The following is a 15,555-nucleotide window of genomic DNA, read 5'->3' as shown; positions in this document are numbered from 1 at the left end:
CTGCTCTACTGCACCAGCACGGAGCGTCCACAAGTCGCGCCGGTGACCCGGACATCCGCCTCGCCGAGACGCACGCCAAGGGCTCCAAGCAGGTTGGCAAGCAAGGTATCGATCGGGGCCGCCACGCTGTTCAGAAGTGCCACCACCGGCGGCTTCACAAATCCCAGAAGGGCGTCAAGATTCAGCGGCAGGCCGAGTAAATTCGCCGTCAGCGACAGGCCGCTGACCAGCGACGTAGTCAACGATTGGGTAAAATTTTGCGTGTAAGCGGTCCTTATCGTCTTGGCATCGATGTCGGCCTTGTTGAAAGTCAGCGTCGTCGCGGGGTTATTGGCCATGTTAAACGCCGCTGAGCCCACTACGGACACCACGGGGATGAGCAGAAGTTTCACGGCCGCGATTTCGGTGTTGGAAAACGTCTCCTTATTGGTGAAATCGGCAAAGCCGGCGCTGCTGCTGTCACCGAGATGTCCTTCGACGATACCGGGACGTGTAGCAACGGTGACCTTGATACTGTCAGGGCCTGTTGGACAACTTATGTCCATGAGCTTGGCCTCGGCATAGGCGACTTCGACATGCAGGGGCAAACTGACCGATACCAAGGTGATACCGCCTCCGACATTTTTGTTACCGCCCCCGATCTTCACTATTAGCTTGATGCGGGTCTGCGCCGTCCGCACAATGGCGCCGACCTCGCCAACCGCCAGCCATGGCGAGGATTGCGGCGGTTCGCCGATGGCGATGGCGAGCGTGGTCGACAGCACCCCCGGAATGGCGGCGCCGAGGGCGACGTCGACCTGCTTCGAACCGTTTGCCAGTCCGGCGGCGGCGGTCAGCATGCCCATCGCGCTGGCATCGACGCCAAGGCCGGCCGGCTTTTGACCGAGGCCCAACTTGCCGACGGAGCCGAGATCGATCAGATGACTGAGCGGGATCTGGACCGTACTGGTCGACTTGGAAGCGATCGTCTGCAGGGCGACCTTGGCCGTGTTGCCAAGCCCCGGCACATTGGCCATGGCCGTGGCGATCTGGCCGACGGTCGCCTTCGATGCCAGCACATCCGAATACGACACGCCGGTCAGGTTCAACTGTGTGGCAAGGCCGTCGACGAAGGAGAGCACGCTCACATCGGCGGAGAGCAGCGCGTTGTAGTCCATGACGCTGAGCGAGATGTTGCTGCCGAGAAGTCCGCCGAGAAGCGCGTTGAGGATACCGCCATCGAGGCTGGCGAGCCTCGATCCGACCGAGAACGTCGCCTGCGGCGTCATGCTGGCGATGGCTTGGGTGCCGATGACGGGAGTTGGGATCAGCGAACTCGCGAAATAGCGGGCCGGGATCTTCTTCAGGGTGACATGGACGGCATTGTAGGGTGTTACGCTGGCCTGGAAACGCTGGCCCACATTGGCGCCGGATGCCACATATCGCCCGGGCGTGACCGTCACGACGGTTTTGCCGGCCGCCGGCTCGATCGTCTGTCCCGAGCTTTGAACGATAACCCCTGGCATGCCGTTGTCGGTCAGTGTGGTGACAACCGCGGTGTTGACATTGGTCATGTTCGAGGCGGCGGTGATCGCCGCCAGGTCCACCATTGCCTGGGCTTCGCGGCGCTCGGTGTAGATCGAGGCTTCGTCGATGGCCACCGCGGCCAGCGCCAGCGCCACCGGCGCGCTCAATGCCGCCATGACGGTGAAGTTCGCTTTCCTGTCACTCAGCATCAACCGGGCAAGCCGACCGATCCCATTGCACGCATGCAGCAGCATTCAAATGCCCCCGACCCTGATCGTTGACTGGCGCTTGATCGTGGTCCCGGGCATGGCTATGCCCGGGAAAAGGTTCCAGATCGGCAGGTTGCGGGCGTCGTACTGGATGGAAACCACGAACTGGCTTCCATCAGCCGTGCTGTCGTTGGCCTGGTAGGTCAACTTGCTGACATCCACGAAGGGATATCCGCCGGCATTGTTGGTGACGAAGCTGGCTACGAGCGTCTGGCGTTCGGTCTGGTTCAACCCGGCAATTGCCGTGCGGGCGGCATCCGCTGCGATCTGTTGGATCGAGTTGGCGGCGCCGAAGTATATACCATATGCAACCATTCCGAGTAGAAGAAGAATGAAAATCGGTGAAAGCAAGGCAAATTCGACCGCAGAAGTGCCGTGTTCTTCTTGAAATTTCCGCATTAATTGACGGATTTTGGGCAATTTACTTGCTCTGTTACTCATAGCCGCCACGCGTCTGAAGTTCGAACCATATAGAAGGTACTCATAATGTAACCCCAGGTTGCTTAAGAACGCATTAAGACATTCCGGCAAACTGGCATGGCTCCGATTCGCGGTGAAAAATGGCGTCGAGGTGAAGAAACCAAGTCAAGCTTCTGGTTTCGGCTGGTGTTTCAGCGGCCACGCCATAGCTTTCGTCCGCCTTACTTTGGGTGACCCAGAGAGTCTGTTGAAATAAAAATTCTCCGCGTTAGTGTCTGGGCACGAGCCGCAGGACGGGAACCAGCGGCGCGCTCAAAGGGGTCAGATATCGGCTCCAGGGCGTCAACACTTAATAGGCGCGCCAACGGCAGCGCCGACAGGGAGAACTTCATGCTGAAAAACATGCTGAAGGCGACGGTGCTCGCCACGACCATGGCGCTGGCCGCCGGCACGTTCTACACGCCGGCTTTCGCCGAGACCATCTATAACAGAGGTAGCGCCGCCGAAGCGGAGACGGTCGATCCGCACAAGACCTCGACAGTCTACGAAGCCGATATCATACGCGACCTGTTCCAGGGCCTGGTCATGCATGACCAGAAGACGAACCTCATTCCGGGCGCGGCCGAAAGCTGGACAGTGTCCGACGACGGCACTGTCTACACCTTCAAGCTGCGCAAGGATGGCCTCTGGTCGGATGGCAGCCCGGTGACGGCGGACGATTTCGTCTATTCGTTTCGTCGGCTGGAAGATCCGGCCACCGCTGCCGAATACGCCTCGATGCTGTACCCGGTGAAGGGTGCGGAGGACGTCAACACCAAGAAGGGCAAGCCGGAAGATATGGGTGTCAAAGCGATTGACGCAAATACCCTCGAAGTCACGCTGAAGGCGCCGACGCCTTACTTCCTGGAGATGCTGACCCACCAGGCCGCCTATCCGGTCAACAAGGCTTCGATCGACAAGCTCGGCGCCGACTGGATCAAGGCGGGTAATCTCGTTTCGAACGGCGCCTATACGCTGGCCGAGTGGATTCCCAACGACCACATGAAGCTGGTCAAGAATCCGAAATTCTGGGACGCCGCGACCGTCAAGATGGACGTCGTCAACTATATCCCGACCGAAGACCGCTCATCGGCGATGAAGCGCTTCGAGGCCGGCGAACTCGACAGCTACGGCGACCTGCCGACCGAACAACTCGCTGACCTCAAGACCAAGTTCGGCGACCAGATCCGCGTCGGACCTTATCTCGGCACCTATTATTATGCGATCAAGACCGACAAGGCGCCGTGGGACAATGTCGAACTGCGCAACGCCATCTCGATGGCGATCGACCGCGACTTCCTCGCTGAGAAGGTCTGGCAGAACTCGATGCTGCCTGGCTATTCGATGGTGCCTCCGGGCATCGCGGGCTACACGCCGGCAATGGCCAAATACGCCGACATGTCGCAGATCGACCGCGAGGACGCTGCCAAGAAGACCCTCGAGAAACTCGGCTATACGCCCGAGCATCCATTGAAGATGGAGATCCGCTACAACACTTCGGAAAACCACAAGAACACGGCCGTCGCCATCCAGGAACAGTTGAAGCCGCTCGGCATCGACGTCTCGCTCGTCAACACCGACACCAAGACCCACTACTCCTTCCTCGAGCAGAAGGGCGACTACGACGTGGCGCGTGCCGCCTGGATCGCCGACTACAAGGATCCGGAGACCTTCCTCGGCATCACCCGCAAGGCCAGCGGCAACAATTATTCGAGCTATGTCAGCCCGGCATATGAAGCGGCCATGGACAAGGCTGCGGCTGCCGGCGGCAAACCGGAAGAGCGCATGAAGGACCTCACTGAGGCCGAGCGCATCCTTGTCGATGACGTCGGTAACATTCCGCTTCTCTACTACAGCTTCCACGACATCGTTTCCTCGAAGCTGCATGGCTTCGACGACAATGTGATGGACATCCATCCGTCCCGCTTCATCAGCAAGGACTGATCCTTAGCCGGGCCGCCGCGCAACGAGATGCGCGGCGGTGCTGGTTTGCCATCGCATCGGCCCGGGAACCGGAATCGATTTTCGGCATGTCGGTGCGAAGATTTGAAGGCTAGGGCGCAACCGTCCAACTGGACGCGCGTTGCTCTGGATCAAGCGGGGCACCGATGCTGCGATACGTATTACGGCGGCTTCTGACCGCCATCCCGACGCTGTTTGTCATCGTGACCATGGCGTTTTTCCTGATGCGCGTCGCGCCGGGCGGCCCATTCAACCAGGAGCGGGGGCTAAGCCCCGAGATCAAGGCCAATCTCGAAGCCCAGTTCGGCCTCAACGACCCGCTCTGGCTGCAATTCGTCCATTATCTCGGCAATCTGCTGCGCGGCAATTTCGGCCCGAGCTACAACATGCCGGATTTCACCGTCACCGAACTCTTCGCCAAGGGCCTGCCTATATCGGTTCAGCTCGGTGCCTCGGCGCTCGTCCTGGCGCTGCTGCTCGGTTGTGTGCTCGGCACCATTGCGGCGCTTAACCAGAACAAGCTTGGCGACTATACGGTGATCGCGCTGGCGACGGCCGGCAGCACTATCCCAACCTTCGTCATCGCGCCGGTGATCCAACTCCTGTTCGGGCTGACTTGGAGGCTGCTGCCGATCGGTGGGTGGGGCGATGGCGCTTTCATCAACAAGGTCGGTCCGGTGTTGACGCTCGCTCTGCCGCAGATCGCCATCGTCGCCCGGCTGATGCGTGGCTCGATGATCGAATCCTTGCGGTCCCACCACATCCGCACGGCGCGCGCGCTCGGCCTGTCCGATTGGTCGGTGGTGGTCAAGCATGCGCTGCGCGGTGCCATCCTGCCGATCGTCTCCTTCACCGGTCCGGCGGCGGCGGCATTGCTGACCGGCTCGGTCATTGTCGAGACGATCTTCTCCATTCCAGGCGTCGGCCGCTATTTCGTCGATGCCGCGCTCAATCGTGACTACACGCTGGTGATGGGAACGGTGGTGGTGATCGCCATCTTTACCATTGTCTTCAACCTGATCGTCGACGTCATGTACGCGGTCGTCGATCCGAGGGTGCGCTATGACTGACATCGCAGCCACAGCCCCCACCGTCATCGGCCGTTCGCTCTGGGGGGACGCCTGGGCGCGGCTCAAGGCCAATCGCGCCGCCATGTTCAGCCTGTACTACCTTGCCCTGATCGGTGTCGTCAGCGTGTTCGGGCCGTGGTTCGTGCCACATCAATACACCACCATCTATGCCGACTATGTGCGCATGCCGCCAAGCCTGTCAGCCTATCCGAAGGCCGACATGATCGAGACGGCGCTTACCGAAGCGATCAAGCGCATGCGGGTCGACATCAAGGAGTGGCGGCAGGAAGGCAACCAGGTCTTCGTCACCGTCAAGTCGACCAGGCCGATCGACGATCGCAACATCCGTTATCTCGACCGTTCAGATGCCTTTGACGGCACCAAGATCGAGAGCAAGTCGCCCGACGGTCTCGAAGTGACGATGAGCGCCTCGATCAAGCAGCAATATTTCCTGTTCGGCACCGACAACACCGGCCGGGATCTGTTGTCGCGCACGCTGATGGCCGGGCGCATATCGCTGGCCATCGGCCTGCTCGCGGGTGTCGTGGCGGTGGTCATCGGCGTGGTCTACGGGGCCGCTGCCGGCTTTGCCGGCGGCAAGGTCGACGAGGTGATGATGCGCATCGTCGACGTGCTCTATTCCTTGCCCTTCATCTTCTTCGTCATCATGCTGGTAGTGTTTTTCGGCCGCAACTTCGTGCTGATGTTCCTGGCGGTCGGCGCCGTGCTGTGGCTCGACATGGCGCGCATCGTGCGCGGCCAGGCGCTGTCGATCCGCCGGCAGGAATATGTCCAGGCGGCGGAAGCCATGGGTGTCGGCCAGCGCGGTATCCTGCTGCGCCACGTCATCCCCAACCTGCTCGGCCCGGTGGTGATCTACATGACGCTGCTGGTGCCTCAAGTCATCATCCTGGAAAGCTTCCTGTCGTTTCTCGGCCTCGGCGTGCAGGAGCCGATGACCAGCTGGGGCGTGCTGATCTCGGTCGGCGCCAAGAACATCGGCACCGCCAACTGGCTGCTCCTGTTTCCCGCCTTCTTCCTCGTCTCGACGCTGTTCGCGCTGAACTTCGTCGGCGACGGCCTGCGCGACGCACTGGACCCGAGAGATCGCTAAGATGGGGATCGCTAAGATGGCTGCTTCCGAAACGATCCTCAGCGTCAAGGATCTGCGTGTCCGCTTCCGCACGCTCGACGGCGCAGTCGAGGCGGTGAAGGGCATCAGCATCCACGTCAATGCGGGCGAGACCGTTGCCGTGGTTGGCGAATCCGGGTCCGGCAAAAGCCAGACGATGATGGCGGCGATGAGCCTGCTGGCATCGAATGGCGAAGCGACAGGCAGCGTCGATTATCGCGGCCGCAATCTTCTGACGCTCAGCAAATCCGAGCTCAACCAGGTTCGTGGCCGCAAGATCAGCATGATCTTTCAGGAGCCGATGACTTCGCTCGATCCGCTCTATTCGATCGGCAACCAGTTGATCGAGCCGATCCGCCGGCACCGGGGCGTGAATGCCGCCGAGGCGCGGGAAGAGGCGCTCAAGCTGCTGCGGCTGGTGCATATTCCCGATCCCGAGCGGCGGATGAAATCCTATCCGCATGAAATGTCCGGTGGCCAGCGCCAGCGTGTGATGATCGCGATGGCGCTCGCCAACGACCCTGACATATTGATCGCCGACGAGCCGACGACGGCGCTCGACGTGACCATCCAGGCGCAGATCCTGATGCTTCTGGCCGAATTGCAGCGCAAGCTCGGCATGGCGATCGTCTTCATCACCCACGATCTTGGCATCGTCCGCCGCTTTGCCGACCGGGTCTATGTCATGCGCCAGGGCGAGGTTGTCGAGGAGGGGGAGGCGGAGGCCATCTTCGTCAATCCCCAGCATGCCTACACGAAAATGCTGCTGGCGGCCGAGCCGGCCGGCAGCAAGGCGCCGCCGCCCGCCAATGCTCCGGTGCTGCTCGAAGGCAGAAATGTCGAAGTGACGTTCAGGATTGGCGGCGGGTTTCTTGCTGGTGAACCGCTGATGCTGCGTGCCGTCGATCACATCTCGATCCGGCTGCAGCGAAACCAGACCATCGGCATCGTTGGTGAATCCGGCTCGGGCAAGTCGACGCTCGGCCGCGCCTTGCTGCGGCTGTTGCCGAGCGACGGGCTTATCCGTTTCGGCGATCGCGACATTTCCCAAGCCGACAGGCAGGCGATGCGGCCGCTGCGGCGCCAGATGCAGCTCGTCTTCCAGGACCCGTTCGGCTCGCTGTCGCCGCGCATGACCGTCGGCCAGGTCATCACCGAAGGACTTCTGGTGCATGAGCCTGATCTTTCGGGCAAGCAGCGTGATCAACGCGCGGTCGACGCCTTGCGCGAGGTCGGCCTCGACCCCAACGCACGCAATCGCTACCCGCACGAATTCTCCGGCGGCCAGCGGCAGCGCATCGCCATTGCTCGCGCCATGATCCTGAAGCCCAGGCTGGTGGTATTGGATGAGCCGACCTCAGCGCTCGATCGCTCTGTGCAGAAACAGATCGTCGAACTGCTGCGCAAGCTGCAGGCGGACCACGAATTGTCCTATCTCTTCATCAGCCACGATCTGTCGGTCGTGCGCGCCATGGCCGACTACATCATCGTCATGAAACAGGGCAAGATCGTCGAGGAAGGGCCGACTGAGGCGATCTTCAGCGATCCGCGGCACGCCTACACACAGACGCTGATGGCCGCGGCGATCGACGTGACGCGATTTCGCCTGAGCGCCTGAACCGGGCTCCGCACCGAGGCATTGGCGTCCGCTCAATTCGCGGACCTGGGGCACTTGCGTGCTCGCACAGCGGCAATGGCATCCTGTTGCTGCTTAAGCCGGTCGATCCTGGCTGTTTCACGGTTGGCTACCGCCGTCTTCACGCGTGAGCCGCCGAGCAGCCAGCGTGGAACATTGGTGTTGGCCACCTTGCCGCGCGTGATTGCCGTTTGCGAGATGTCACGGGCGACGTCTCCCATCGCCCTGTTGAGGTCGGTGCACGTCATCGAATCGTATTTCGCTGCATCGACGGTTCTGCCGAGCGATGAACAGCCAGCGACGAGAACCAGCGTCATCACGAGAATCAAGGGCGGGGCTGTGGTTGAATTCAAATTCATGTCGCACTCGGCCCGCCGTTTCGCTGACTCCATCAGGTCCATCGACCCTAAAGCCGACGGACCTTTTCGTCAAAATATGCGGCCCGCGAAGAAACCTGCCACCGGCCCAGCCTTTCCGTCCGGCGCAATCGCTGGTGAACGCAGAGAGCCCGTCCCGGCGACGTCGGGCGGTCCTTTCCTACGCTGCTTCGGCCACGAACGTCGACGGGGAGCAACCGCCGAGCACTGTCTGAGCGATGTCGGCGTCATTTTCATCGACATGCGCCATCACCAGAACCACCCCCTCGGCAACGTCCTGATCATCCGCCTTCATGGCGGCCATGGCGAATGTTCCAAACAGACCGCCGGCAACGCCGCCGCAGACCGCGCCCGCCACCGCTGTTGGCAGCACGCTCGCAGCAACAGGATTGGTGCCATAGGCCGCAACGGCGCTCAGGCAGGCCAACACGCCGGCGGCAGCGCCAAGTAACGATCCCAAAGCGGAAACCCTAAGAGATCCCGCCTCGTTATTGTAAGGCCCGATGATGGCGATCTGTACGCGAGGAATTCCGGCCGCCACCAAGTCGCTGGCGACCCGCGCCGCGTCGGCGGGGGAATCAAAAAGTCTGCTAATCGTTGGCATGGTCGCTTAACGCTTCTGGCTGTTCAGCGTCGTGTCGGTGAGGAATGACGCGGCAATCAGGTCGTCAACCTCGATTAGGCCCTCGTCGCCCTCCATGATGGCCGCGACCTTCTGGAAGGTCTTCATCTCGTCTTCGGTAATCTGGGCTTCCTGCATCCTGGCTTTGATCTCTGTCATGCGCATGCCCAGGGCATGGGATTTCTTGGTCTCACGGTTCGACATGCTGCTGCTCTTTAGTTTTTCATTGATCATTTTTCGCCCACCACCCGAATTTGGGGCAAGGGCAAGCGTTTCCAACCTGGACTTCGGTCGGGCAGGGGCTGGACTTAAGTCTGGTTGCGGGCGTGATTGGGATGCGTGCCAAAGGCCTCTCGTGGCCCCACTCCCATCAAGACCCGACTCCCATCAAGAATCGGGGCCGGATCCCTGCGTCGGGTACCCGTCGTTCGATCACCACCGGATGGTGCCGATGGGTTAGGACGGAACCTGTCACGACAGCGCTGTCGTGGTGATGATGCCGGCGCCTATGATCATAGGACGCACGACGGAACATTAGGCGTGCCTGATGGTTTATTTCTCGCAGCCGGGATCACGATTTGGTGTCTGCTGCAGATCAGTCGGCAAAGGCTGGTCGGCCCGCGTTCTCCGCCAGAGGCGCGGGCTTCCCCAGGCAGCAGGAGAGAGATCATGAACAACATCATTTGGCTCGTTGGAGCTGTAGTCATCGTGATAGCGATCTTGAGCTTTTTTGGCCTCCGCTGAGCGGAAACGCGCGTACCAGTTGAGATGTTTTCCGGGATCTGTCCGCGAGCGCAGGCATGAAGGCATCAGGCGGCCGGTTGGACCGTCTGGTTACTGTCCAGTGCAAGAGGCATCGCTGTCGGCCGAGTCACAGAGGCACGGCGAATAGAAACTCGCCCATCCGACTGACGGGGGACGCGAGTAGTCTCGCTTGAGGGGCAGGTGGAGCGCCGAAGTCGGGATGCGCTAACTCTTTGTTTTTTCTGGTCGGAGTGGCAGGATTTGAACCTGCGACCCCCTCGTCCCGAACGAGGTGCGCTACCAGGCTGCGCTACACTCCGTGACCAGACCGCGGGCTTATAGCCGCCACACTTGGTTCCTGCAAGCGGCACGGCGGCACTTCTGTCGCATTTCGTCGGCTTTCGTCGAGCATTGCCCGAAAGGCCCGGATTCCCTTCCGGAATAAACGTGGCCTAAAGCCTTGTGTGCTAAGCCGCAGCCCTCGACAATTCGTAATTTCTGCCATTCGGAGTTTCCAGTCTTGTCCTTCAGCATCGTTGGCGACGCCCGGCCCAACAGTTTCGAATTCGAAACCGAAGCGCTGATCAAGGCGTCCGGCTTTCGCGAATATGACGCGCGCTGGTGGTTCGGCCATCCCGGCTCCGCGCAACTGCCGGAGCTCAATCTGATCGGCGTCCAGGCGCTCGGCATGGGGCTTGGCACGCTGATCCGCCGTCTCGGCGCCGGTCCAGATATCGTCACCGGGCATGATTTCCGCTCCTATTCGCTGTCGATCAAACTGGCCCTGGTGTCCGGTTTGATGGCCGCAGGCGCACGGGTGAGGGACATCGGACTGGCGTTGTCGCCGATGGCGTATTTCGCCCAGTTCGCTTTGGATACGCCCTCGGTCGCCATGGTCACCGCTTCGCACAACGAAAATGGCTGGACTGGCGTCAAGATGGGTGCTGCGCGGCCGCTGACCTTCGGCCCGGAAGAGATGAGCGCGCTGAAGGCGATCGTGCTGGCTGGTGATTTCGATCTCGTCGGCGGCGGCTCCTACGATTTCATCCGCGACTTTCGCGCGACCTATCTCGACGATCTGACCCGCGACAAGCGCATCGCCCGAAAGCTGAAAGTGGTCGCAGCCTGCGGCAATGGCACCGCCGGCGCCTTCGCGCCGCGGGCGTTGCAGCGCATCGGCTGCGAGGTCATCGCGCTCGACGTCGAGCTCGACCATACATTTCCGCGCTACAATCCCAATCCCGAGGACATGCGGATGCTGCATGCCATCCGGGACAAGGTGCTGGCATCAGGCGCCGACATCGGCCTTGGCTTCGACGGCGATGGCGACCGCTGCGGCGTCGTCGACAATGAAGGCAATGAAATTTTTGCCGACAAGGTCGGTGTGATGCTGGCAAGGGATATTTCCAGCCAGCATCCCAACTCGACCTTCGTCGTCGACGTCAAATCGACCGGCCTGTTCCATACCGACGCAATGCTGCGCGCCAATGGCGCCGTCACTGACTATTGGAAAACCGGCCATTCCTACATCAAGCGCCGCGTCGCCGAACTCGGTGCTGTCGCCGGTTTCGAAAAGTCGGGTCATTTCTTTTTCAATCCGCCGATCGGGCGCGGATATGACGACGGGCTGATCACCGCCATCGCCATCTGCCAAATGCTGGATCGCAGCCCGGGCAATTCGATGGCCGATCTTTATCGCGCCCTGCCGCTGACCTTCGGCACGCCGACCATGTCGCCTCACTGCGCGGACGACGTGAAGTATGGGGTTGTCGAGCGGGTGGTTGCCGACTTTCGGGCCATGAAGCGGGATGGAATGGTTTTCGCTGGCCAGAAGATCGCAGACCTCATCACCGTCAACGGCGTGCGCGTCGTCGCCGACGACGGCACCTGGGGGCTGGTGCGCGCCTCATCGAACAAACCGGAACTGGTCGTGGTGGTCGAAAGCCCGGTGTCGTCGCAGCGTCGACGGGAGATGTTCGAGGCTGTCGACGCCGTGCTGCGCCGCAGCCCCGAGGTGGGCGCCTACAACCAGACCTTTTGAATGGTAGTTGAATGACCGAGCGGATTGTCAGTTTTGTCATGAGCGGCGGCGTCGGCTCGAGATTGTGGCCGCTGTCGCGCGAGGACAACCCCAAGCAGTTCCACGATCTGTCCGGCGATGGCTCGATGCTGGCCAAGACCTTGCGCCGGCTGACGGCCCGGCCGGAAGGCGAAACGCCGATCTTCCTGATCGCCGCGGAGCGCCATGCTGATCGCGTTCACGCCGATCTTGCTGGTCTCGACCTCGCCGGCGGCGGTCCGCTGTTCGAGCCGACCGGGCGCAACACAGCCGCCGCCGTCGCACTGGCGACGCTGCGCACGCTGTCCGAATTCGGTGACAGCCTGGTGCTGGTGGTGCCGTCGGATCATGAGATATCGACCCCGCGCCAATTCTGGCATAGCGTCGAAGCCGGCACCGAGGCAGCGCGTAGTGGACGGCTGGTGGTGTTCGGCATCAAGCCGACACAGCCCGAGACCGGCTACGGCTATATCGAGGTCGCGGCCGAAAGCGGCGGCACCTTCGATGTGTCGCGCTTCGTCGAAAAGCCGGATATTGAGACTGCGCAAAGCTATCTCAAGGCCGGAAATTTCTACTGGAACACCGGTATCTTCCTGTTTCGCGCCGTCGCCATGCGTGATGCCTTCATAGCGTTCCAGCCGGATATCTGGCTGGCCACCGAAGCAGCTTACAGGGCAGCGACATCGGATCTGTCCGGCCTTTACATGCCGCTAGAACTCTACGCCGCCATTCCGTCGAACTCGATCGACTACGCCATCATGGAGCGGGCAAAAGACATCGCCATGGTGCCGGCCGGCTTCCGCTGGAACGATCTCGGCTCCTGGCAGTCGCTGCTCGATGTCGGCCCCGCCGACGACCGGGGCAATGTCATCATCGGCGATGTCGTCGCTATCGATTGCGAGAATTCCTACATTCGCAGTGATGGCCGCCTGCTGTCGGCGATCGGCATGAAGGACATCGCCATCGTTTCGACATCGGATGCCACCTTCGTCGCCCCGGTCAGCCACAGCCAGCACGTCAAGAAGATCGTCGAGCAGCTCGAAAAATCAGGTCGCCTGGAAACCAGGTTCACGCCGGCGCATGACCGCGTCATCGAAAGCGGCGCCTGGCGCCGGCGCGTGCATCACTGGCTGTTTCAGGAGACCTTGCCGCTGTGGTCGACATCGGGGGTCGACGAACGCCATGGCGGCTTTCACGAAGCGCTCGGCCTGGACGCCTCGCCGCTGATGAAGCCCAAGCGCATGCGCACCATGGCAAGGCAGGTCTATGCTTTCGCCGTCGCCCGAGCGCGCGGCTGGGACGGTCCGGCCGACCGGCTGATCAGCCACGGCATCACCTTCATGGCCGGCAAGGGCCGCACCGACAAGGGCGGCTGGGTTCGCACGCTGAATGTCGATGGCTCGGTCGCCGACGCCACCGAGGATGCCTACGATCATTCCTGCGTGCTCCTGGCGCTCGCGCATGCGCATATGTCTGGCAATCCAGACGCCTTGCGCCTCGGCGAGGAAACCTTCGCCTTTCTCGATGCGCATCTCGAAGACAGCCGCATGACCGGCTTCCTCGAGACATCGGACGGCAAAGGCGAGCGCCGCTCCAACCCGCATATGCATCTGCTCGAGGCCTTCCTCGCTTGGCATCAGGCGACTGGCGAGCGCGCCCATCTGCGCCGCGCAGCGCGCATCATCGACCTCTTCCGAAGTCATTTCTTCGATCCGGAAAGCTGGACGCTTGGCGAGTATTTCGATGCCGAATGGAAGCCATCCGCAGGAGAGAAAGGGTCATGGACCGAGCCTGGCCACCATTTCGAGTGGGCCTCGCTGCTGGTCGATTTCGCTGGACGCAGCGGCCAGGCCGAATTGAGCGGCTTTGCCAGAAAACTTTACGCGTCGGCCACTGCCAATGGCCTCAACCGCGCCACCGGCCTTGCCTATGGCGCCGTCTCGCGGCAGGGCCTGCCGCTCGACCTGATATCACGCAGCTGGCCGCAGGCCGAAGCGGTGAAGGCGGCTATCGCGCTGGATGGTTCGGGCGGGCCGGACCTGAAGCCCGAGATCGAAGCGCGCGTCGGCCGGCTGTTTCGCTGGCACATCGACCCGGCGCCGCTCGGCCTGTGGATCGATCGCATCGACGAGCGCGGCCGCTCACTGGCATCGGACGTGCCCGCCAGCATCTTCTATCATCTGGTCTGTGCGCTGACCCAGTATCTGGACAGCACGGCCGACCCGAAGGCGTAGAGGGTTGATCAGTACGGGCTCGCCACGTCGCCCGTCTCGACATAGATCGACTTCAGCTGCGAATAGAGTGCCAGCGCCGCCAATGAATTCTCACGTCCGATGCCCGACTGTTTGAAGCCGCCGAACGGGATTTCGACCGGCGTCAGATTGTAGGCGTTGATCCAGCAGGTGCCGGCCTGCAGCTCGGCAATGACGCGGTGGGCGCGCGGCAGGTCACGCGTGAAGACGCCGGCGGCAAGGCCGAATTCGGTGTCGTTGGCGCGGTCGATCACCTCGTCCTCACCGTCGAATTTCAGCACGCTCATGACAGGCCCGAAAATCTCCTCGCGGGCGATGCGCATTGTGTCGGTGACGCCGGTGAACACCGTTGGCTCGACAAAGAATCCGCCCTGGAAACCCTGCAGCGAAGGCACGTTGCCGCCACAGGCAAGCGTTGCTCCGTCCTGCTTGCCGATCTCGATATAGCCCACTACCTTGTCGTGCTGCGCCTTGGAAACCAGCGGCCCCATCTGGGTTTCGGGGTCGAGCGGGTCGCCGATGCGGATTTTCTTGGTCCGCTCGATCAGACGCTCGACGAAGCGGTCGTGAATGCCGCTCTGCACGAAGACGCGCGTGCCGTTGGAACAGATCTGCCCAGTCGAATAGAAATTGCCGAGCATGGCGCCGCCAATGGCGTTCTCGATGTCGGCATCGTCGAACACGATCAGCGGCGACTTGCCGCCGAGTTCCATCGTCGCGTGCTTCATCTTCGAGCCGGCCAGCGACAGCACCTTGCGGCCGGTCGGCACCGAGCCGGTCACCGAGACCTTGGCGACGACATCGTGGCCGACAAGCCCGGCGCCGACATCGCCATAGCCTTGCACCACGTTGAACAGGCCGTCAGGCAGCCCGGCCTCGCTGTAGATCTCCGCCAGTGCGAGTGCTGAAAGCGGCGTGTTTTCCGATGGCTTGAACACCATGGCGTTGCCCATGGCGAGCGCCGGTGCCGATTTCCAGCCGGCGATCTGGATCGGGTAGTTCCAGGCGCCGATGCCGACACAGACGCCGAGCGCTTCGCGCCTTGTGTAGGCGAAGGGTCCGCCGAGATCGACCGACTCGCCATTGTAGGCGGCAACCGCACCGCCGAAATATTCAAGGCAGTCCGCTGCCGATGGGGCGTCCGCCACCAGCGTTTCCTGGATCGCCTTGCCTGTATCCAGTGTCTCGATGCGGGCGAGGTCGGCGTTGCGGGCGCGCAATATGTCGGCGGCGCGGCGCAGGATGCGCCCGCGCTCGACCGGCTTCAGCCGCGCCCAGGCGGGCTGCGCCGCCCGCGCCGCCTCGACTGCGAGTTCCAGCACGTTCGGCGTCGCCGAACGCAGCATGGCGATGGTCTCACCGGTTGCCGGATAGATGACCGGCAGCGGCGCGCCGCCTTCGTCCTCGATGTAGCGTCCGTTGACATAGTGCGATGCCGTGGGCTGGGCGCGCATGGGAGGTCTCCAA

General features: G+C 61.9%; 12 protein-coding genes and 1 tRNA gene. 6 read left to right on the top strand and 7 right to left on the bottom strand.

Features of this window, described 5'->3' with window-relative positions; genetic code table 11:
* Window positions 1-5 precede the first annotated feature (5 nt).
* Together NKJ67_RS04590 and NKJ67_RS04585 are read right to left on the bottom strand one after the other, a co-directional pair.
* On the bottom strand, window positions 6-1,760 hold the full coding sequence (locus NKJ67_RS04590; RefSeq protein ID WP_127267928.1) for a Tad domain-containing protein: 1,755 nt from the start codon (window positions 1,758-1,760) through the stop codon (window positions 6-8).
* Window positions 1,761-2,174 (bottom strand): TadE family protein, encoded by a 414-nt coding sequence (locus NKJ67_RS04585; RefSeq protein WP_185928987.1) that lies wholly within the window; start codon window positions 2,172-2,174, stop codon window positions 1,761-1,763.
* A 411-nt stretch (window positions 2,175-2,585) separates the two neighbouring features.
* Between NKJ67_RS04585 and NKJ67_RS04580 the strand changes: the two genes are divergently transcribed.
* The 4 genes from NKJ67_RS04580 to NKJ67_RS04565 all read left to right on the top strand — a co-directional run bounded on the left by NKJ67_RS04580 (window position 2,586) and on the right by NKJ67_RS04565 (window position 8,016).
* A complete protein-coding gene (locus tag NKJ67_RS04580) occupies window positions 2,586-4,178 on the top strand; it encodes a peptide ABC transporter substrate-binding protein (RefSeq protein ID WP_127327167.1) in 1,593 nt (530 codons plus the stop codon).
* A gap of 164 nt (window positions 4,179-4,342) precedes the next feature.
* Entirely contained in the window at window positions 4,343-5,266 is a 924-nt protein-coding gene (locus NKJ67_RS04575; protein WP_027035849.1) for an ABC transporter permease subunit, read from the top strand.
* Entirely contained in the window at window positions 5,259-6,380 is a 1,122-nt protein-coding gene (locus NKJ67_RS04570) for an ABC transporter permease (protein WP_127267925.1), read from the top strand. The genes NKJ67_RS04575 and NKJ67_RS04570 overlap by 8 nt, the downstream gene beginning before the upstream one ends.
* Before the next feature lie 16 nt (window positions 6,381-6,396).
* On the top strand, window positions 6,397-8,016 hold the full coding sequence (locus NKJ67_RS04565) for an ABC transporter ATP-binding protein (RefSeq protein ID WP_352580662.1): 1,620 nt from the start codon (window positions 6,397-6,399) through the stop codon (window positions 8,014-8,016).
* Between the two features lie 32 nt (window positions 8,017-8,048).
* On the opposite strand, the gene NKJ67_RS04560 is transcribed toward NKJ67_RS04565, so the two are convergent.
* The 4 genes from NKJ67_RS04560 to NKJ67_RS04545 all read right to left on the bottom strand — a co-directional run bounded on the left by NKJ67_RS04560 (window position 8,049) and on the right by NKJ67_RS04545 (window position 10,097).
* On the bottom strand, window positions 8,049-8,393 hold the full coding sequence (locus NKJ67_RS04560; RefSeq protein ID WP_128364051.1) for a hypothetical protein: 345 nt from the start codon (window positions 8,391-8,393) through the stop codon (window positions 8,049-8,051).
* 178 nt (window positions 8,394-8,571) lie between these two features.
* The gene (locus NKJ67_RS04555; RefSeq protein ID WP_352580661.1) at window positions 8,572-9,015 is read right to left on the bottom strand and encodes a hypothetical protein; all 444 of its coding nucleotides are present in this window, start codon (window positions 9,013-9,015) and stop codon (window positions 8,572-8,574) included.
* A 6-nt stretch (window positions 9,016-9,021) separates the two neighbouring features.
* Window positions 9,022-9,237, bottom strand: a complete 216-nt coding sequence (locus tag NKJ67_RS04550) for a hypothetical protein (protein WP_164748709.1) — start codon at window positions 9,235-9,237, stop codon at window positions 9,022-9,024.
* A gap of 783 nt (window positions 9,238-10,020) precedes the next feature.
* A tRNA-Pro gene (locus NKJ67_RS04545) sits at window positions 10,021-10,097 on the bottom strand.
* Between the two features lie 200 nt (window positions 10,098-10,297).
* Here NKJ67_RS04545 and NKJ67_RS04540 point away from each other — a divergent pair.
* Entirely contained in the window at window positions 10,298-11,818 is a 1,521-nt protein-coding gene (locus NKJ67_RS04540) for a phosphomannomutase/phosphoglucomutase (RefSeq protein WP_352580660.1), read from the top strand.
* Between the two features lie 11 nt (window positions 11,819-11,829).
* The gene (locus tag NKJ67_RS04535; protein ID WP_352580659.1) at window positions 11,830-14,070 is read left to right on the top strand and encodes a mannose-1-phosphate guanylyltransferase/mannose-6-phosphate isomerase; all 2,241 of its coding nucleotides are present in this window, start codon (window positions 11,830-11,832) and stop codon (window positions 14,068-14,070) included.
* A gap of 8 nt (window positions 14,071-14,078) precedes the next feature.
* Here NKJ67_RS04535 and betB read toward each other — a convergent pair whose 3' ends face one another.
* Window positions 14,079-15,542 carry a betaine-aldehyde dehydrogenase gene (betB, locus tag NKJ67_RS04530; RefSeq protein ID WP_127327173.1) on the bottom strand — a complete coding sequence of 488 codons (1,464 nt, stop codon included), beginning with the start codon at window positions 15,540-15,542 and terminating at the stop codon, window positions 14,079-14,081.
* Window positions 15,543-15,555 lie beyond the last annotated feature (13 nt).

The sequence above is a fragment of the Mesorhizobium sp. M0088 genome (genome assembly GCF_040322895.1).
In the GTDB taxonomy this organism is placed as follows: domain Bacteria; phylum Pseudomonadota; class Alphaproteobacteria; order Rhizobiales; family Rhizobiaceae; genus Mesorhizobium.
This window is presented reverse-complemented; position numbering and strand designations above follow the sequence as displayed.

Excerpts from the sequence above, each read along its gene's own strand:
- NKJ67_RS04590 (WP_127267928.1), bottom strand. The coding sequence starts at position 1,760 with ATGCTGCTGCATGCGTGCAATGGGATCGGTCGGCTTGCCCGGTTGATG.
- betB (WP_127327173.1), bottom strand. The coding sequence starts at position 15,542 with ATGCGCGCCCAGCCCACGGCATCGCACTATGTCAACGGACGCTACATC.
- NKJ67_RS04580 (WP_127327167.1), top strand. The coding sequence starts at position 2,586 with ATGCTGAAAAACATGCTGAAGGCGACGGTGCTCGCCACGACCATGGCG.
- NKJ67_RS04570 (WP_127267925.1), top strand. The coding sequence starts at position 5,259 with ATGACTGACATCGCAGCCACAGCCCCCACCGTCATCGGCCGTTCGCTC.
- NKJ67_RS04565 (WP_352580662.1), top strand. The coding sequence starts at position 6,397 with ATGGCTGCTTCCGAAACGATCCTCAGCGTCAAGGATCTGCGTGTCCGC.
- NKJ67_RS04560 (WP_128364051.1), bottom strand. The coding sequence starts at position 8,393 with ATGAATTTGAATTCAACCACAGCCCCGCCCTTGATTCTCGTGATGACG.
- NKJ67_RS04550 (WP_164748709.1), bottom strand. The coding sequence starts at position 9,237 with ATGTCGAACCGTGAGACCAAGAAATCCCATGCCCTGGGCATGCGCATG.
- NKJ67_RS04575 (WP_027035849.1), top strand. The coding sequence starts at position 4,343 with ATGCTGCGATACGTATTACGGCGGCTTCTGACCGCCATCCCGACGCTG.
- NKJ67_RS04555 (WP_352580661.1), bottom strand. The coding sequence starts at position 9,015 with ATGCCAACGATTAGCAGACTTTTTGATTCCCCCGCCGACGCGGCGCGG.
- NKJ67_RS04535 (WP_352580659.1), top strand. The coding sequence starts at position 11,830 with ATGACCGAGCGGATTGTCAGTTTTGTCATGAGCGGCGGCGTCGGCTCG.
- NKJ67_RS04585 (WP_185928987.1), bottom strand. The coding sequence starts at position 2,174 with ATGCGGAAATTTCAAGAAGAACACGGCACTTCTGCGGTCGAATTTGCC.